The sequence below is a fragment of the Stenotrophomonas sp. GD03777 genome (assembly GCF_029842485.1).
Taxonomy (GTDB): domain Bacteria; phylum Pseudomonadota; class Gammaproteobacteria; order Xanthomonadales; family Xanthomonadaceae; genus Stenotrophomonas; species Stenotrophomonas sepilia.
The window spans coordinates 1-16,861 of the sequence record NZ_JAOCGL010000091.1 but is presented as its reverse complement, the minus strand read 5'-3'; the positions used below and the strand labels follow the sequence as shown (position 1 = coordinate 16,861).

General features: G+C 67.7%; 17 protein-coding genes and 1 pseudogene. 3 read left to right on the top strand and 15 right to left on the bottom strand.

Going from position 1 to position 16,861, the window contains the following annotated elements:
• Positions 1–125 precede the first annotated feature (125 nt).
• Positions 126–1,520: a histidine--tRNA ligase gene (gene hisS / locus N5E02_RS16445; RefSeq protein ID WP_065177574.1), complete on the bottom strand. Its 1,395-nt coding sequence runs from the start codon at positions 1,518–1,520 to the stop codon at positions 126–128.
• 126 nt (positions 1,521–1,646) lie between these two features.
• Between hisS and N5E02_RS16440 the strand changes: the two genes are divergently transcribed.
• Positions 1,647–2,399 carry a helix-turn-helix domain-containing protein gene (locus tag N5E02_RS16440; protein WP_005416324.1) on the top strand — a complete coding sequence of 251 codons (753 nt, stop codon included), beginning with the start codon at positions 1,647–1,649 and terminating at the stop codon, positions 2,397–2,399.
• A gap of 57 nt (positions 2,400–2,456) precedes the next feature.
• On the opposite strand, the gene thrC is transcribed toward N5E02_RS16440, so the two are convergent.
• From thrC to N5E02_RS16410, 6 genes are all read right to left on the bottom strand, one after another.
• The gene (gene thrC / locus N5E02_RS16435) at positions 2,457–3,743 is read right to left on the bottom strand and encodes a threonine synthase (protein WP_279946502.1); all 1,287 of its coding nucleotides are present in this window, start codon (positions 3,741–3,743) and stop codon (positions 2,457–2,459) included.
• A gap of 29 nt (positions 3,744–3,772) precedes the next feature.
• Positions 3,773–4,687 carry a homoserine kinase gene (locus N5E02_RS16430; RefSeq protein ID WP_279946501.1) on the bottom strand — a complete coding sequence of 305 codons (915 nt, stop codon included), beginning with the start codon at positions 4,685–4,687 and terminating at the stop codon, positions 3,773–3,775.
• Positions 4,684–7,188 (bottom strand): bifunctional aspartate kinase/homoserine dehydrogenase I, encoded by a 2,505-nt coding sequence (thrA, locus tag N5E02_RS16425; protein WP_279946500.1) that lies wholly within the window; start codon positions 7,186–7,188, stop codon positions 4,684–4,686. Before thrA ends, N5E02_RS16430 begins: the two co-directional genes overlap by 4 nt.
• Positions 7,189–7,272: 84 nt before the next feature.
• Positions 7,273–7,410 (bottom strand): hypothetical protein, encoded by a 138-nt coding sequence (locus tag N5E02_RS16420; protein ID WP_162911581.1) that lies wholly within the window; start codon positions 7,408–7,410, stop codon positions 7,273–7,275.
• A gap of 138 nt (positions 7,411–7,548) precedes the next feature.
• Positions 7,549–8,499 (bottom strand): DMT family transporter, encoded by a 951-nt coding sequence (locus N5E02_RS16415; protein WP_005416320.1) that lies wholly within the window; start codon positions 8,497–8,499, stop codon positions 7,549–7,551.
• A 160-nt stretch (positions 8,500–8,659) separates the two neighbouring features.
• A complete protein-coding gene (locus tag N5E02_RS16410; protein ID WP_065185003.1) occupies positions 8,660–9,361 on the bottom strand; it encodes an AraC family transcriptional regulator in 702 nt (233 codons plus the stop codon).
• A gap of 81 nt (positions 9,362–9,442) precedes the next feature.
• On the opposite strand from N5E02_RS16410, the gene N5E02_RS16405 reads away from it, so the two are divergent.
• Positions 9,443–10,222: a DUF6491 family protein gene (locus tag N5E02_RS16405; protein ID WP_005416318.1), complete on the top strand. Its 780-nt coding sequence runs from the start codon at positions 9,443–9,445 to the stop codon at positions 10,220–10,222.
• Here the strand turns inward: N5E02_RS16405 and N5E02_RS16400 are convergent.
• The 3 genes and pseudogenes from N5E02_RS16400 to N5E02_RS16390 form a co-directional block, all read right to left on the bottom strand.
• Positions 10,219–11,271, bottom strand: coding sequence for a linear amide C-N hydrolase (locus tag N5E02_RS16400; protein WP_053499905.1), 1,053 nt, complete (start codon positions 11,269–11,271; stop codon positions 10,219–10,221). The genes N5E02_RS16405 and N5E02_RS16400 overlap by 4 nt on opposite strands.
• 43 nt (positions 11,272–11,314) lie before the next feature.
• Entirely contained in the window at positions 11,315–11,752 is a 438-nt protein-coding gene (locus tag N5E02_RS16395) for a DUF6691 family protein (protein WP_005416316.1), read from the bottom strand.
• Positions 11,749–12,192: pseudogene (locus tag N5E02_RS16390) on the bottom strand (YeeE/YedE thiosulfate transporter family protein); the annotation flags it as partial. The gene N5E02_RS16395 and the pseudogene N5E02_RS16390, both read right to left, overlap by 4 nt.
• Positions 12,193–12,272: 80 nt before the next feature.
• Here N5E02_RS16390 and N5E02_RS16385 point away from each other — a divergent pair.
• Positions 12,273–12,593 (top strand): metalloregulator ArsR/SmtB family transcription factor, encoded by a 321-nt coding sequence (locus tag N5E02_RS16385; protein WP_005416314.1) that lies wholly within the window; start codon positions 12,273–12,275, stop codon positions 12,591–12,593.
• 15 nt (positions 12,594–12,608) lie between these two features.
• Here the strand turns inward: N5E02_RS16385 and N5E02_RS16380 are convergent, their stop codons facing one another.
• The 5 genes from N5E02_RS16380 to N5E02_RS16360 all read right to left on the bottom strand — a co-directional run.
• The gene (locus N5E02_RS16380) at positions 12,609–13,037 is read right to left on the bottom strand and encodes a BLUF domain-containing protein (protein ID WP_005416313.1); all 429 of its coding nucleotides are present in this window, start codon (positions 13,035–13,037) and stop codon (positions 12,609–12,611) included.
• Positions 13,038–13,120: 83 nt separating this feature from the next.
• Positions 13,121–14,254: a hybrid sensor histidine kinase/response regulator gene (locus N5E02_RS16375; protein ID WP_005416312.1), complete on the bottom strand. Its 1,134-nt coding sequence runs from the start codon at positions 14,252–14,254 to the stop codon at positions 13,121–13,123.
• Positions 14,251–14,826 carry a chemotaxis protein CheB gene (locus N5E02_RS16370; protein WP_005416311.1) on the bottom strand — a complete coding sequence of 192 codons (576 nt, stop codon included), beginning with the start codon at positions 14,824–14,826 and terminating at the stop codon, positions 14,251–14,253. Before N5E02_RS16370 ends, N5E02_RS16375 begins: the two co-directional genes overlap by 4 nt.
• Positions 14,826–15,650, bottom strand: a complete 825-nt coding sequence (locus tag N5E02_RS16365) for a CheR family methyltransferase (RefSeq protein WP_005416310.1) — start codon at positions 15,648–15,650, stop codon at positions 14,826–14,828. The genes N5E02_RS16370 and N5E02_RS16365 overlap by 1 nt, the downstream gene beginning before the upstream one ends.
• Positions 15,647–16,861, bottom strand: a 1,215-nt coding sequence (locus N5E02_RS16360) for a response regulator (protein WP_279946499.1), incomplete at its 5' end; no start/stop codon positions are given. The genes N5E02_RS16365 and N5E02_RS16360, both read right to left, overlap by 4 nt.

The following is a 16,861-nucleotide window of genomic DNA, read 5'->3' as shown; positions in this document are numbered from 1 at the left end:
CAGCAAGGGGTCGGATCCGTTTTCTGAAGGAAAACGGCTCTGACCCCGGAACGCGGCCCGGAAACGAAAACGCCCACCGGGTGGTGGGCGTTTTCGTGGCGTGTTGGCATGCGGCCAACCGGCCGTTACATCACCTTCGACTGCTCCAGCTCCACCTGCAGGGTGCTCGCCAGCTCATCGCGCGACACTTCGAACTGCTGCTCGCGCAGCAGGTCCTTCACCGCCACCACGCCGCGCGCCAGCTCGTCTTCACCGGCCAGCACCACGAAGCGGATGCCCGCCTTGGCCGCGTACTGGAACTGCTTGCCGATCTTCTTCGGCTCCATCTGCACTTCGGTATTGATGCCACCGGCGCGCAGGCGGCGGGCGATGTCCAGCGACTGCGGCATGCCCTGCTCGTCCATCAGCGCCACCAGCGCCTGCACGCTGCTGGCCTCGATGCCATCGATCAGGCCGGCCTCGCGCAGCTGCCAGAACAGGCGCGACAGGCCGATGGAAATGCCCACGCCCGGCAACTTGGACTTGCTGTAGTGGCTGGCCAGGTCTTCGTAGCGGCCGCCCGAGCAGATCGAGCCGATCTGCGGGTGGTCGGTCAACGTTGTCTCGTAGACGGTGCCGGTGTAGTAGTCCAGGCCGCGCGCAATGGAGAAGTTCAGGCAGTACGCGGTTTCCGGCACGCCCAGCGCCTGCACCAGCTGCAGCACTTCGCGCAGTTCGGCCACGCCGGTACGCAGGATCTCCGAAGAACCGGCGTCGGCTTCAAGCGTTGCCAGCTGCGCCAGCGCATCGGCATGGCCCTGCGAACGCACGGCCACAAAGGCCAGGATCTTCTCGACCTGCTCGCCCGGGATGTTGAAGCCCTCGCCCACCAGCGTCTCGCGCACGTAATCGGCGCCGCGCTTGTCCAGCTTGTCCACTTCACGCAGCACCGCCAGCTGGCGCTCGCCTTCGGCCACGCCCAGGCTTTCGAAGAAGCCGCGCATGAGCTTGCGGTTGTTCAGCTGGATGCTGAAGTCGCCGATGCGCAGCTCCGAGAACACGGCGTGGATGACCGCCAGCACTTCGGCATCATAGCGAACGCTCAGGCTGTCCTTGCCGATCACGTCGATGTCGCACTGGTAGAACTCGCGGAAACGGCCGCGCTGGGCACGCTCGCCGCGGTAAACGCGCTGCATCTGGTAGCGACGGAACGGGAAGGTGAGTTCGTGTTCGTGCTCGGCCACGTAGCGTGCCAGCGGCACGGTCAGGTCGAAGCGCAGCGCCATCTCCGGCAGCGAACGGTCGCCCGATTCGGCCGCATTGGCCAGCGCACCGGTGGACTGCACGAAGTACACCTGGCGCTCGGTCTCGCCGCCGGACTTGGTCAGCAGCACATCGGACAGCTCGAACACCGGCGTCTCCACCGGCAGGAACCCGAAGCGCTCGTAGTTGCGGCGGATCACGTCCAGCATGCGCTGGAACGCAATCTGCTCGCGCGGCAGCAGTTCAAGGGTGCCGGGCGGGGTACGGGGCTTGATCACGGGCGGAACTCCTGCTGGAACGGGACGTGGGAGGGGGCGACATTCTAGCGCCCCCGCCTCGGGCAGGGTCGAACGGCCGCTTGAAGTATCATAAGGCCCTCCCCGCCCGCGATACGCCCCCGCAACATGTCACGGCCTTCCGGCGCTCCGCCCGCCACCAACGATCCCGCCTCGCCGTCCTGCACCACGCTGGACTGCCTGCACTGCTCGGTTCGCCACCTTGCGGTGTGCTCGGCGCTGTCGCCCGATGAAGTGCAGGCGCTGGAACAGGTCACCGTTTCGCAGCAGGTCAGCATGGGCAGCACGCTCGCCCGCACGGGTGAAGAACGCGACCATGTCTATACATTGACTGCCGGCGCACTGCGCCTGGTACGCACCCTGGCCGACGGCCGCCGCCAGATCAACGGCTTCGTGCTGCCCGGCGACTACCTGGGCCTGAGCGGCAGCGACCATCACCGCTACGACATCGAAGCCATCGCCGACAGCCGTGTCTGCCGCGTCGCGCTGCCACAGATGAAGGCGCTCCGCAGCCGCTTCCCGCACCTGGAGCGCAAGCTGCTGCAGCGTGCCTGCCAGGAACTGGATGCCGCGCAGGACGCTGCACTGGCGCTGGCACGCCTGCAGCCGGCCGAGAAGCTGGCCGATTTCCTGCTGCGCCTGGCCGCGCGTGAAGCCAGGCTGGGCGGCGACGGCCTGCGCGTGTCGCTGCCGATGGGCCGAGGCGACATCGCCGACCATCTGGGTCTGACCATGGAAACGGTCAGCCGCACCTTCACCAAGCTGCGCCAGCAAGGGCTGATTGCCCTGCCCCACCTGAACGTAGTGGAGATCCTCGACGAGGACGGGCTGCGCACGCTGGCCGGTGAAGGGTTGATCTGACCGCACTGCGGTTGCTGGGATTGCCGGCCAGCGGCCGGCAATCCCATCCATCTCCGATCAACGCAACAACACCTCGCGCAACGCCGCGTAATCGGCGGCCAACGGTTCGGCGTGCGCCGCCCGTTGCAACAACGCATCCAATGCCGGCGGCACGGCCACAGGTTCGCCGATCAACGGCTCGACCACGGCCTCGAACTTGGCCGGATGCGCGGTGGCCACCACCGCCCAGTCGCCCTTGGCACCACGGGCGCGCAGGTCCTGCAGCACCTTCACCGCCGTAGCCGTATGCGGGCAGAACAGCTCGCCCGTGCTGGCATGCGCGGCGGCAATGGTGGCCCGGATGGTCACGTCATCCACCGCAAACGCCCGGAAGGCAGCACGCAGTTCGGCATCGTCGCCCTGGTAGAGCCAGCGCAGGCGTTCGAAGTTGCTTGGCGCACCCACGTCCATTGCATTGGCCACGGTGGCCACACTGGCCTGCGGCTGGTAGTCGCCGCCACTGAAGTACGCGGGCAGCACGGCATTGGCATTGGTGGCCAGCACGATCTGCCCGATCGGCACGCCCAGCGCGCGCGCCAGCACTGCGGCCATTGCGTTGCCCAGGTTGCCGGTCGGCACCACCAGGTTGAGCCGGCGACGATGCAACGCGTAGTGGCTCAGTGCCGCATGTGCGTAGTAACTCATCTGCGGCAGCAGGCGACCGAGGCTGATGCTGTTGGCCGAGCTCAGCGGCACCTGTGCCTGCAGTTCGCGGTCGGCCAGCGCCTGCTTGACCATGGCCTGGCAGTCATCGAAGGCACCGGCCACGCGCAGCGCCAGGATGTTGTCACCAAAGCAGCCGAGCTGGTGCGCCTGGCGCGGTGACACGCGGCCATCCGGATACAGCACCACCACGCGTACGCCTGGCTGGCGATGGAAGGCCGCGGCAACGGCGGCGCCGGTATCGCCAGAGGTGGCGACGACGATGGTCAGGTCACGGTCCTTGCCGGCCTGCAGCCGCGACAGCGTACCGGCCAGGAAACGCGCACCAATGTCCTTGAACGCCGCCGTCGGCCCATGGAACAGTTCCAGCACGTGGTCACCGTCGCCGAGCGCACGCAGCGGCACCGGGAAGTCGAACGCCTCGCGGCAGATCGACGGTAATCCGGCCTCCAGCGCATCTCCGGCGAAGAACGGTGCCAGCAGGTCTGCAGCGGTATCGGCCAGGGTCGCACCGGCTTCCAGCTCACGTGGCGCCGGCAGTACCTGGGGCACGTACAGGCCACCATCGGGCGCCAAGCCTGCAGCGATGGCCGCACTGAGGCCAACGGCCGGGGACCGGCCGCGGGTCGAAACGAATTGCATGGGTTCAGTATCCAAAGAGGGAGAAGGATTCAGCACAGCCGGGCTCCGGGCGCATCCAGCGGCGACACCCAGGCATCGCTGTCGAAGCCGGCAGCAGCGAATGCCGCCTGCACCGGCGCCGCGGCAGCGTGGGCCTGGTCGGCATCTTCGAACCAGGCGAACACGCTGGGGCCGGCACCGGAGATGCCTGCGCCCATTGCACGGGCTGACAACGCCGCATCACGAGCCGCCTCGAAGCCGCCGATCAGTCCCGCCCGTCGCGGCTCCACCAGCACATCGCGCAGGCCAGCGCGGACCAGCGCCGCGTCGCTGCGATGGCAGCCGCTGAGCACCAGCGCAAGATTCGCACTCTGCGCCACGAATTCACCCAGCGCATAGCTGCCTTGCAGCGCCTGGCGTGCCAGACGGGTTTCCAGCACCGCGTGCGGGTGCACCAGCAGGCTGTGCCAACTGGCTGGCACAGGGATCGGCAGCAGGCGGTCGGCCGTGCACAACGCCAGCCCGCCGAGCAGCAGCGGCCCCACGTTGTCACCATGGCGGCCCCCACTGGCCACGGCCTCGCCGTCCAGCGCAAACGGGTACAGCGCCTCGCGCGCGAGTGGCGCATCCAGCAATGCGTTGGCAGCAACCAGCGCAGCGACGCACGAGGCTGCCGAGCCCCCCATGCCGGAGCCGAATGGAATGCCCTTGTCGATCTCCACCGCGAAGCCGAAGTGCAGGCCCAGCCCTGCGCGCAGCGACATCAACGCCGCACCTGCCGTGTTTCCGGCCGCCTCCAGCGGAAGTTCGACCGCACTGCCACGGATCGCCTCGATGCGCACCACCGGCTCATCGATACGCCGCACGCTCACCGTATCGCCAACGCCTGCAATGGCATGCCCCAGAATGTCGAAGCCCACCGCCACATTGGCCACCGAGGCGGGCGCAAATGCACGTGCGATCACAGGCGTGCTCCCTCGCCAGCGGCTACCCGCAGCAGGTCGGCGAACACGCCCGCCGCCGTCACTTCCGGTCCAGCGCCCGGTCCCTGCACCACCAGCGGGTTGTCGCAGTAGCGGCGGGTACGGAACTGCACCACGTTGTCGGTCAGCCGCAGGTTGGCGAAGGCATGGTCGGCCGGCAGTTCCTGCAGGCCCACCGAGGCGCCGTCGGTGCCCAGCCGTGCCACGTAGCGCAGCACCGCGCCACGCGCCCGCGCATCCTGCAGGCGCAGCAGCAAGCTGGCGTCGGACTCGCCCAGCCGCCCCATGAAGTCATCCACGCTGCCGTCGCGCAGCAGTGCCGGCACCAGGCTTTCCACCTGTACCTGTTCCAGGCTGAGCGCGTGACCGGCCTCGCGTGCAAGGATCACCAGCTTGCGTGCCACGTCCACACCGGACAGATCATCGCGCGGGTCCGGCTCGGTATAGCCCATTGACCGCGCCTGCGCGACCAGCTGCGAGAACGGCTGGCTGCCATCGAAGCGGTTGAACAGCCAGGCCAGCGTGCCGGAGAAGATGCCCTCGATGGTCAGCACCTCGTCACCGGTATCGACCAGATCGCGCAGCGTGGTGATCACCGGCAGGCCCGCGCCCACCGTGGCCTCGTAGCGGAAGCGCGCACCACTGGCCGCTGCGGCGGCGCGGATGCGCTGGTAGCGCGGCAGCGGCCCGGCACCCGCCTGTTTGTTCGGGGTGACCACATGGATGCCTGCCGCCAGCCAGCCCTCGTAGCGTTCGGCCACCTCGGCACTGCCACTGCAGTCGATCACCACCGCATGCGGCAGGTGCGCAGCCAGCAGGTGCTCGGTGAAACGATCAAGATCGCTGGATTCACCCGCGTCCCGCAGGGCCTCGCGCCAGTCCGCGTGCAGGCCGTCCACTTCCAGGCGCATGCGCGAACGCGAGGCCAGCGCACGCAGGCGAAGATCCACATTGGCCTTGGCCAGCAGCTGCGGGCGCGCGGCCAGCAACTGGTCCAGCAGTGCGGCGCCAACGTTGCCGGGCCCGATCACACCGACCGCGAAGGTCTGCGGCGACAGCCAGAAGCCTGCATGCGCCGCGCGCAGCGCACGGGTGGCATCGGCACTATCCACGGCGACCGAGATGTTGCGCTCGGACGAGCCCTGCGCGATCGCCAGGATGTTCACCTGCGCACGCCCCAGTGCCTCGAACAGGCGCGCCGCCACACCTGGCTGCCCGGCCATGCCGTCACCGACCGCGGCCAGTACGCTGACGCCCTCACTGACCTGCACGCGCTGCACCTGTCCCACTGACAACTCGTGCGCAAATGCGTGCAGCAGTGCATCACGGCCACGGCCGGCTTCGGCAGCACGCACCACGCAGCAGATTGAATGTTCCGAGGAACCCTGCGAGATCATCACCACCGACACCTGCGCCTGGCGCAGCGCGGCAAACACGCGCTCGGCGGTACCCGGCACGCCGATCAGGCCGGTGCCTTCCAGGTTCAGCAGGGCCAGCCCGGGACTCAGGGTCAGGCCCTTCACCGGCCCGCGCGGCGAGCGCTCGGCGCTGATCCGCGTCCCCGGATGCGCCGGCTGGAACGTATTGCGGATGAAGATCGGCAGGCCGAGGCGGATCGCCGGCGACATCGTCTGCGGGTGCACCACCTTGGCGCCGAAGTACGCCAGTTCGCAGGCCTCGTCGTAGCTCAGCGCTTCCAGCTGCACCGCCTCGGGCACCAGCCGTGGGTCCGCCGACAGCACGCCATCGACATCGGTCCAGATGTGCAGCTCGTCAGCGTTGAACAGCGCGGCAAAGATCGCACCGGAATAGTCGCTGCCGTTGCGGCCGAGGGTGGTGATGCGGTCATCGCGATCGCGTGCGACGAATCCGGTGGCAACCAGGCGCGACTGCGGATGCTGCAGGCGCCACTTGGCCAGGCGGTCGGCACTGGCTTCCCAGTCGACATCCACGCCGAGTTCGCCATGCCCGACCACCAGCACATCGCGCGCGTCGAGTACCGCGCAGTCTTCGCCCAGCGCGCGCAGATGCGTGCCGAGCAGCTGTGCGGAAAACACTTCGCCCAAGCCCTGCACACGGTCCAGCACCTCGCGCGGCAGCTCGCCGATCACCGCCAGCGCGGCCAGCACTTCGGCCAACTGATCGAAGCGGGCGTCGATCCATTCGACCGTCTCGCCCACCTGCTCGCCCAGCAGCGCCACGGCAGCGCCGCGATGGCGTGCGCGCAGGGCATGCCAGGCCTCACGCCAGCCTTGATCGCCCTTGGCCGCCAGCTGGGCCAGTTCGATCAGCGCGTCGGTGACGCCCTTCATCGCCGAGACGACAGTGACCTGCAGCGATTCAGGACGGGCCAGCAGCAGGCCGCCCACATGGCGATAGCGTTCGGCATCGGCCACCGAGGTGCCGCCGAACTTGTGCACGACGGTGAACGGGGCAGCCAGGTCGGCCGGGGCAACGGAATGAGCGGGAGCGTGGGAAGACATGCAGACCTCGGTAGGAGGCCCCGTCGCATGCAGGTGTCGAGTTTCCCCGCCACCTGTAGGGTGCGGGGCCGTGGTTTTCGGGAGTTACACGAAGACGACGGGCCGCACCAGGGCAGTGGTGACGGTGGTGGTGGTAATGGTGGTGATGGTCGCGACCGGCGCAGTCGAACGGCCCGCAATGGCGGGGGCGATCAGGCTGGCGTGGGCGGCATCAAGGACCATGGCGCACAGAAAACACCGTGCGCCCTGCCGCTGTCAAGTGCTGCGATGCAAAAAACCGATGCAGCGATCATCGGCCAACGTGCCGACATTTGGTTGCAACTGAGACAAAGCCGGCATCAGCACGCTTGACGACTGCATTCAGCCGGCATGTTCGGCAATCGCCCGTGGTGTGCGATGCGCATGCGCGCACAGCATCACGCCAGCCACCAGGAACACGATTGCCAGCGCTTCCAGCAGCGAGGGCCAGCGCTGCTGCCATGCAAAGGCGTACAGCAGCGCGAACAGGGTCTCGAACACGATCATCTGGCCAGTCAGGGTCAGTGGCAGCAGGCGGCTGGCACGGTTCCAGAATGCGTTGCCGAGGATCGAGGCCACCACTGCCACGCCGGCGCTGATCGCCCAGAACCCGCTCCATTGCGCCGCCGTATGGCTGCCGGTGTGCCCGATGAAGGCCATCGGCACCAGCAGCAGGGCCAGGCCGCCGGTGGTGACGCCGGTCAGCAGCGACCAGTCATGGCTGGACAGGTCCGGCCTGCGCGCCAGCCAGCGGCTGTTGCCGATCGAATACAGCGCCCACGAGAACAGCGCACCGAACGCGCACAGCAGCCCGATCAGGCGCTGCCGCCACGGGGTGGCCAGGTGCTCGGACATCAGCGCTTCCCACCCCACCAGGGCGACCCCCAGCACGCACAGCCCCAGTGCCGGCAGCAGCTGTTTCAGTGGTACAGCGCCCTGCTCGCGCACGCCAACGAGGGTGACCACCACCGGAATCAGGCCGACGATCAGCGATGCTGCAGCGCCACCGGCCCACTGCACGGCGGTCGCCAGCAGCAGGAAATACACCAGGTTGCCTGCCAGGCTCAGCCACAGCAGGCCGATCCATTCGGCACGGCCCAGCCGCGGTGCCAGCCGCTTCCATCGCGGCAGCAGCAGGGCGACTGCCATCAGGCCATAGACCAGGTAGCGGCCGGCGGACAGTTGCAACGCATTGAACGACTGAAGCACGGCAGGCGCGAGAAAGACCACGCCCCACAGTGCGCCAGCGGCCACGCCATTGGCGATGCCCACGGCCATCGGGTTGTTGCGCATTCGGATTGTCCGGGCGGATGGAACGGGCCGCGCAGTGTAAGCGCTGGCCGCTGGGCGCTCTTGACCCAAGCTGCTGCCTTGTCACCTCTGTAGAGCCGAGCCAATGCTCGGCTGCGATTCACCGTTGTGCAGATAAGGGCAACCGAGCGTGGGCTCGGCTCTACAGATCAGCCGGCCCCCTGCGCCACGCAGCGGGGGTCTGGCCACATTCGCGGCGCAGCGCACGGGTCAGTGCACTCTGTTCGGAATAGCCTGCGGCCAGTGCGATATCGCTGATCGGCGCGGCAGTGGTGCGCAGCTGATGCTTGGCCCAACGCAAGCGGCACGCGCTGAGCCAGGCCTGCGGGCTCAGCCCGAACTCGCGCTGGAACAATGTGTGCAACCGGCTCTCGCTGACACCGACAACTCCGGCCATCCGGGCAACCGGCCAGGCCCGGCCGGGATCGGCCTGCACCGCCGCGCACAGGCCCTGCATGCGCGCGCCACTGCCCGCCGGTGCAAATACCTGCAGCAACTGCGGCAGCAACGCCGGCATCGGCTGCCCTGCCTGCACGGCGGCCAGGCGCTGCCGCAACGCCAGCGGCAGATGCAGCCAGCGCTGGCGGCACAGATGCTCCTGCGTGCCGTCATCCAGCACGCCTGGAGGACAATCAACGATCACGAAACCATTGGGGCCGTCCGCCATCTGGTCATGTGCTTCGCCGGCGGCGACAAATGCCCCCTGCAGCAGGTCCAGCCGGCCGCCGCGCCCTTCCATCTCGAACTGCAGTTCCCCCTGCAGCGGCAGCACCCACTGCGCGTAGTCATGGCGGTCCAGGCCGGTGGCCTGCCCGTAGTGCCGCAGATGGAAGATGGCGCCCATCCGGGCAGTGTGCGCGTGTAACAACGGCCGTGCAAACCGCTGCTATAGTCGATCCGTCATCCAACGCAGGGAGTGCAGGTCATGACCCATCAGCAGCTGTCCCTGGTGCTTGCCACCAGCCTCGGCCTGGCGCTCACCGCCTCGGCCTCCGCGCAGGAACGTACGCCACCGGCCCCGCACTGCATGGACGCGGTCGGCGTCCAGGAAGTGGAGCAGGCTTCATCGCGTTCAATCGCTCTGCGAGCCGCCTCGGGCCAGGCCTATCGGATCGACTTCAGCGAAGAGTGCCCCGGCGTCCGCGGTGCCACCACGCTGAAACTTGAAGCACCCGCCGGCTGGGCCTGCGGTCGCCCCAGCGAGCGTGTGGTGGTCGATGGCCGCAGCTGCGCGATCAGCGCGGTGACCCCCGTGCAGGATCGCGACTACGCCAGCGTGGCCCGCGACAGCGACCGCCTGCGCATGGCCACCCTGCCCGCTCTGACCATCCGCGAGCGCAGGGACATCCGCCGCAGTTTCGGTGGTTCGCCGTCGTACTGCTTTGCCACGCGCAACGTGCGCGCGTGGTCGTCCGACCCGCAGGGCATGCTGGTGGAGACCAATCCGCATCGCAATGGGGGGCACCGCTACTATCGCGTGGAGCTTGGCAGCCACTGCCGCCAGCTCGACCGTGCGCCACAGCTGAGCTTCCACTCCGGCATGCAGAACGGCCTGATCTGTGGCAATCCGGGCGATCGCATCCTCACCGCCGGATTCGAGAATGGTGACCTGCGCAACGACGCGCTGGCGCCGCTGCCGCAGTACACCCGCGGCGGCTGCACGATCCAGGCGGTCTATCCGGCTTCCAGCCAGGCGTCGAACTAACCGTCGACGCCGAGGAACGCGAACGGTGCGCTGGGCACGAAGTGGCCCAGCGCGTCGCCGGAAAAGGTATTGCGCTGGTCCGGACCGAGATCGAGCTTGAGCACCTTGCCGCCGAAATCCACCTTGTTGAGGTCGACCCAGAACGTGTTCGGGGTCAATGCCGATTCGAAGAAGTACAAGCGCCGCTTGTGGTCGGCGACGGTACGCCAGCGCGTGGAGGAGATGTTCGGCTCGCCCGGCGTGGTAATGCCGTAGGGCACCGACGTATTGCGGATCACGCTGAACACGCTGGCCAGCGCCACCACCGGGTCTTCGGACTTGGGAATGGCGTTGATGTAGAACGAGGCGCGCGCGAAACGGTCGGCTGAGCGGTTGGTACCCGGCAGCATCACCGTGCCGCCGATCTGCTGCCAGTAGCTGTTGAGTGCCAGCTGCTGCTCGAAGATCGGTGAATTGGTCATCACCTGGTAGCGCCGGTCATGGTGGATCACCTGGCGACCGCCGATGTATTCGACGATGGCACTGTCGCCACTGGCATCTGACAGCGACAGGTGCAGCGTGGCCTGGCGGTCTTCGCCCGGCACCTTGTCGGTGACGATCGAGTACGGCTCGCGCTGCAGCGCCGCGACCGCCTCGTCGACGGTGGCGAAGTTGTCCAGCACATACTGCGCCCATAGTGAGATGGCCAGGCCCGGCTTGTTGCCGCGCTGCTTCGGATACTCCGATTCGACCAGCCACAGCAGGTTGGCCACTAGGCCCTTCTCGTTCATGCCATCGGTGGTCGATACGTCATAGCCGGTGGCCACCACCGAGCCGTAGCGCGCCGTCCAGGCCAGCGACTTCGGCCCGGCCTGGCCAGTGCGCGCGATGCCGCGCGGCAGCACGTAGAGGTTGGTCGCCACATCGACCTTCCAGTCCATCGAGCGCGCGGTGATCACATCACCGTTGTCGCCCAGGTAGACCGCGCGCGTGCAGGCCAGCGCGGGTGCCACTGCGGCGGCCAGCGCGACCGCCAGCAGTGCCCTTTCCTTCCACTTCATCCGTGCCATGTCGTTGCGCTCCTTTCCCCGTGATCCGTGGATATGACCCGATTCAGGGTGACACAGCGGTGAAGCCCCGGCGAACCAGGCGATCGTGCAGCCAGAAACCTGCAAGCATGGCCGGCACGAACCAAAGCGCTTCGCGCGATCCCACCGCCAGCCCGGCGATGGCAGGGCCCGGGCAATAGCCTGCCCAACCCCAACCCATTCCGAACAATGCCGCGCCCAGCACCAGGCGTACATCGACACCGCGCGCAGCGGGCAGTTGGAAGCGCGTTGCGCATGACGGCCGCGGGCGCCGCAGCACCCAGCGCTGGCCGACCGCGCTGACCAGCAGTGCCGAGGCCAGCACCCAGGCCAAGGTGGGATCGAAATCGCCGGCGATGTCGAGGAAACCGAGGATGCGGCGCGGATCGGTCATGCCGGCCAGCGCCAGGCCCGCGCCGAACAGCGCCCCTGCCGCGCCGGCGGCCACCATCATGCGGCTCATGCGAAGCCCCCGCCATGACGGATCAGGAATGTAGTCAGCATTGCGCAGGCCATGAATACCAGCACCGCCAGCAGCGACCGCATTGAGCCGCGGGCCATGCCGCACACTCCATGACCACTGGTGCAGCCGTTGCCCAACCGCGTACCGAATCCGACCAGCAGGCCGGCGCCAACCAGCTGCCACGCCGGCAAGGCGTCACGCAACAGGTCGCGGGGCGCTTGATCTGGCACGGCCTGCCAGCACAGCACACCCCCTGCAGCGGCAAGCAGGCCGAGCAGGAATGCCCAGCGCCAGCCTCGATCGCCGGGCGTTGCGCGCACGCTGCCAGCGGCGATGCCGCTGATGCCGGCTACCCGGCCCGTGGTTGCCAGCAAGACCACCGCCGCCGCACCGATCAACGCGCCCCCCGCGACGGCGGCCCACGGCACGGTCATGACCTGCCTCCAGTTGTCGCGTTCATTCGCTTGCCTTTTGAATTAGCTTTTTCTAAATTAGCGTCTTCTAAAGCAAAAGGTCAACCATGGCCCGAATCGAGCTCGACAGTGCCGCGATGGCCGAGCATGCCGCCCAGGCCGCGGCGCTGCTCAAAAGCCTGGCCCATCCTGCACGGCTGCGCGTGCTGTGCCGGCTGGTCGAAGGCGAGGCGCCAGTACCGGAACTGCAGGCACTGACCGGGCTCAGCGCATCAGCGCTGTCCCAGCATCTGGCGGTGCTGCGCGGACTTGGCATCGTCTCGACCCGGCGCGAAGCGCAGTCGATCCACTACCGGGTAGTGGAAGGGCCGGCGCTGGGCGTATTGCAGGCGTTGCACGCGGCGTACTGCGGAAGTGCAGCGCGCTGAACCTTCCACGCAGGTTCAACCTGCGTGCAGCACCGGTTGCACGACCTGATCGAGCAGATCCACCGGGGTCGGCGCCGACAGGTCACCATGCAACGCGCGGGTGAAACCTGACCAGTCGCTGGAAGACAGTTGCCGCAGCAGCGCCTCCTCCACCGGCAACGCGCGCATCGACCAGTACGGAAACTGGCGCTGGCCAAGGCGGCCACGCGCCAGTTCGATGATGTCGATATGGCTACCGGCCTGCAGGATCCGTTCGTACACCGAATCGATACCATCCGGCGGCCCTTCGATGTACTGCAGGAATCGCCCGCCGTCATGCAGCAGCACACCGGTCACGCCCGCCATCTTGTTGAAACGGGCTGCATCATCGACCAGCGCCCGCAGCCGTTCAGCGGAAAGATCCGGCAGCGCCTGGCTGACGTAGGCGATGGCACGCAGTGGCATGGCGCTTCCTTGACAAGATGTACACCCACGGTAGCAGCTGCGGACGAGTCCGTCTCGGTGCCCGCAGGTGTTCCCTGAAGAATTCAGGTAGCGGCCGCCGGCAGCCCCTCTGTGCGCCTCGGCAACCGGGCTTCGAACACCACCTGACCGGCTTCATTGCGCGCTGCGATGTGCCCGCCGTGCGCGCGCACGAACTGATCGACGATATACAGGCCCAACCCCAGGCCATTGCTGGGATGGAAGCTGGCCTTGAACGGCTCGAACAGGCGCGGCAGCAGCGCGTCGTCGATCCGTCCCGCGTTGCTCACCCGCAGCAGCACGCTGCGCGGATCACGGCCGTCCACCTCCACCCTCGCCTCACCGCCATGGGTGAGCGCATTGCCGATCAGGTTGGCGGCAACCTGTCCCAGCCGATCCAGATCACCCTGCAGGCGGGTATCGCCCAGCATATCCAGATGCACCCGTGCGTGGCCGTGGGCGCTGCCCGCTTCGGCCACCACCGCACGCGTGACCTCGGCAAGATCACAGGCGCTGGCCTGCAGGCGCAGCCCGCCGCTGCGGATCCGCGAAAAGTCCAGCAGCTGCTCGACCATGCGCGCCATGCGCAGCGTGCTGGCTTCCAGGTGCTTCAGGGTCTGCTGCGCGCCGTCATTGCCCGCAGGAAGCTCCAGCGCCAGCTTGTCGGCACACAGCAGGATCGCCGACAGCGGCGTGCGCAGATCATGGGTGAGCACCGCCGCCATCGTCTCGTTGAGCTTGAGCGAGCGCTCCAGCGCCTCGTTGCGCGCCTTCAGCAGCTGCCGCTGCTGGTACAGCTCGATGAAGACATTGACCTTGCTCAGGATCACCTGCGGCGCCACCGGCTTGTGCAGGAAGTCGACCGCGCCGGTTTCGTAGCCCTTGAACGCGCGCAGCGGGTCGTCCGGCGAGGCGGTCAGGAAGATGATCGGCACATCCCGGCTGCGGTGTGATCCGCGCATCAGCTCGGCCAGGGTGAAGCCATCGATCTCCGGCATGTGCACGTCCAGCAGGGCAAGCGCCACCTCATGCTCGAGCAGCAGTTCCAGCGCCTGCGCGCCAGAGCCCGCCAGCAGCAGGTTCACGCCTTCGCGCTGCAGCAGCGCCTGCATGGCCACCAGGTTCTGCGGCACGTCATCGACGATCAGCAGGTTGACCGGGGTCTGCGACTGCGCAGGGTCCGGCGGCAACAGGTTCATGCAAACAGCTCCTTCAGGCGACGGCACATCAGTTCGAGGGGCAGCACGGCATCGGCGCCGGCGTGCTGCAGGGCGGAGGCCGGCATCATCGATGCCTCAGCCTCCTCGGGACATTGCAGCCAGGCGCGGCCGCCGGCGGCGCGCACCGCGGCCACCCCTTCACTACCATCGCTGCTGGCACCGGTCAGCAGCAGGGCCAGCACCTGCGCGCCGAACACGGCCGCAGCCGACTCGAACAATGGATCGATGGCCGGGCGCGAAAACAGCACCGGCGCGTCCACCGACAACGCCAGCGAACCGGCGTCTTCCACCAGCAGGTGATAGTCCGGTGGCGCAAAGGTCACCGTGCCAGGCTGCAGCGGCTGCTTGTCTTCGGCCTCGCGCACCGGCAGCGCACAGTACGGCGCCAGCACTTCGGCGATGCGGCTGCTGCGATCGCGCGGAAGGTGCAGCACGGCCAGCACCGGCGCCGGCAGAGCCGCAGGCAGCGCGCCGAGCACCGCCTGCAGCGCCGCGACCCCACCCGCCGAGGCCCCGATCACCAGCACCGCCGGTCGTGTCGGCGGTGCCATCAGGCAACCTTCCGGTACAGGCGATGCTCCCGCGAGCAGGTCTCGAACGCGCCGTGGTGGCGCCCGAACTGCAGCGACTCCTTGCTGCCCAGGCCAAGGAAGCCGCGATGCACCAGCGCTTCACGGAACAGGCCTACCGCGCGGTCCTGCAGATCGCGGTTGAAATAGATCAGCACATTGCGGCACGACACTAGGTGCACCTCGGAGAACACGGTGTCGGTGGCCAGGCTGTGGTCAGCGAACACCACGTTGCGGCGCAGCTGGCGATCGAACACCGCGCCATCGTAGGCCGTGGCGTAGTAGTCGGACAGCGAGGCGGTGCCACCGGCCGCCAGGTAGTTCCGGCTGAACTGGGCCATTCGGTCGATGCCATAGGCGCCGGCCTCGGCGGTGGCCAGGGCTGCCGGATTGATGTCGGTGGCGTAGACGATGCTGCGCTCCAGCAGGCCTTCCTCGTGCAACAGGATCGCCAGCGACCACACTTCCTCGCCGGTACTGCAACCGGCCACCCACAGCTTCACCGACGGGTAGGTGCGCAGCACCGGCACCACCTGCTCGCGCAGCTCGCGGAAATAGGCCGGGTCACGGAACATCTCCGAGACCTGCACGGTGAAGAACTGCATCGCTTGCGCGAACAGGTCCGGCTCGTGCAGCAGGCGGTGCTGCAGGTCGGCCAGCCGCTCGCACTCATAGCGCTGCATGGCCTGGCGGATCCGCCGGCGCAGCGACGACACCGCATAACTGCGGAAATCGTAGTGGTAGCGCTGGTAAAGCGCTTCCAGCAGCACCTTCAGCTCCAGGTCGAACAGGGCCTGCTCGTTCATTGCCGCGAGCACCAGACCCGGCACAGCGAGACCAGCTTGTCGACGTCGATGGGTTTGGCGATGTAGTCGTTGGCGCCGGCCTGCAGGCAGCGCTCACGGTCGTCCGGCATGGCCTTGGCGGTCAGCGCGATGATCGGCAGGTCCTGCAGGTGGCGCTGCGCGCGGATTTCGCGCATCGCAGCAAGGCCATCCTTCTCCGGCATCATGATGTCCATCAGCACCAGGTCGACCTCGCGCTCGGCCAGCCGATCCACCGCTTCCTGGCCATTGCGCGCGATCTCCAGCGTGACGCCGAGGGGTTCGAGCACGCTGGACAGTGCGAAGATGTTGCGCACGTCGTCCTCGGCCAGCAGCACCGTCCGACCGTCGAGCACGGTGTCGCGACGGCGGGCCTCGCGCAGCAGGCGCTGCTGGTCGCTGGGCAGGCTGGCCTCCACGCTGTGCAGGAACAGGGTCACCTCGTCCAGCAGGCGCTCGGGCGAACGTGCGCCCTTGATGATGATGCTCTTGGAATAGCGGCGCAGGCGCTGCTCTTCCTCGCGACTGAGTGCGCGGCCGGTATAGACGATCACCGGCGGGAAACCGACATCGTCGTTGCCGGCCATGTGCTCGAGCAGGTCGTAGCCGCTCCCGTCGGGCAGCGACAGGTCCATCACCATGCAGTCGAACGTGACCGTACTGAGCTGTTCCAGTGCGCTGGCCAGGGTGCCTACAGCGACGATCTGCAGCTGGTCGCGGCCCAGCAACAGTTCCAGGTTGTGGCGCAGCTCGTTGTCGTCTTCCACGATCAGCAGCCGCCGCATGTCGCGCTGGCTGGTCTGTTCCAGCTGTTCGATCGCCGTCACCAGCCGCTCGCGCGTGGTCGGCTTGATCGCGAAACCGATCGCGCCCAGCTCGCGCGCCACCTGGCTGCGGTCCGTGGCCGAGACCACATGCACCGGGATGTGGCGGGTGTCCGGGTTGCGCTTCAGGCGTTCCAGCACGCTCAGGCCCGACACGTCCGGCAGGCCGATATCGAGCAGGATGCCGTTCGGGCGCAGTTCACTGGCCAGGGCCAGCGCCTCTTCCGCCGTGCCCGCTACCACGCAGTCGAAGTCCAGTTCATGGGCCAGCGCCACCAGTGCTTCGGCGAACGTGGCATCGTCCTCGACCGCCAGGATCAGGCGCCCGGCGCGCTGGCGGCGACCGCGGTCGTCGGCTACGCCGGCCAT

Bases quoted from the DNA above. Each gene is read 5' to 3' on its own strand.
- N5E02_RS16440 (WP_005416324.1), top strand. From the start codon at position 1,647: ATGTCACGGCCTTCCGGCGCTCCGCCCGCCACCAACGATCCCGCCTCG.
- thrC (WP_279946502.1), bottom strand. From the start codon at position 3,743: ATGCAATTCGTTTCGACCCGCGGCCGGTCCCCGGCCGTTGGCCTCAGT.
- thrA (WP_279946500.1), bottom strand. From the start codon at position 7,188: ATGTCTTCCCACGCTCCCGCTCATTCCGTTGCCCCGGCCGACCTGGCT.
- N5E02_RS16420 (WP_162911581.1), bottom strand. From the start codon at position 7,410: ATGGTCCTTGATGCCGCCCACGCCAGCCTGATCGCCCCCGCCATTGCG.
- N5E02_RS16415 (WP_005416320.1), bottom strand. From the start codon at position 8,499: ATGCGCAACAACCCGATGGCCGTGGGCATCGCCAATGGCGTGGCCGCT.
- N5E02_RS16410 (WP_065185003.1), bottom strand. From the start codon at position 9,361: ATGGGCGCCATCTTCCATCTGCGGCACTACGGGCAGGCCACCGGCCTG.
- N5E02_RS16405 (WP_005416318.1), top strand. From the start codon at position 9,443: ATGACCCATCAGCAGCTGTCCCTGGTGCTTGCCACCAGCCTCGGCCTG.
- N5E02_RS16400 (WP_053499905.1), bottom strand. From the start codon at position 11,271: ATGGCACGGATGAAGTGGAAGGAAAGGGCACTGCTGGCGGTCGCGCTG.
- N5E02_RS16395 (WP_005416316.1), bottom strand. From the start codon at position 11,752: ATGAGCCGCATGATGGTGGCCGCCGGCGCGGCAGGGGCGCTGTTCGGC.
- N5E02_RS16385 (WP_005416314.1), top strand. From the start codon at position 12,273: ATGGCCCGAATCGAGCTCGACAGTGCCGCGATGGCCGAGCATGCCGCC.
- N5E02_RS16380 (WP_005416313.1), bottom strand. From the start codon at position 13,037: ATGCCACTGCGTGCCATCGCCTACGTCAGCCAGGCGCTGCCGGATCTT.
- N5E02_RS16375 (WP_005416312.1), bottom strand. From the start codon at position 14,254: ATGAACCTGTTGCCGCCGGACCCTGCGCAGTCGCAGACCCCGGTCAAC.
- N5E02_RS16370 (WP_005416311.1), bottom strand. From the start codon at position 14,826: ATGGCACCGCCGACACGACCGGCGGTGCTGGTGATCGGGGCCTCGGCG.
- N5E02_RS16365 (WP_005416310.1), bottom strand. From the start codon at position 15,650: ATGAACGAGCAGGCCCTGTTCGACCTGGAGCTGAAGGTGCTGCTGGAA.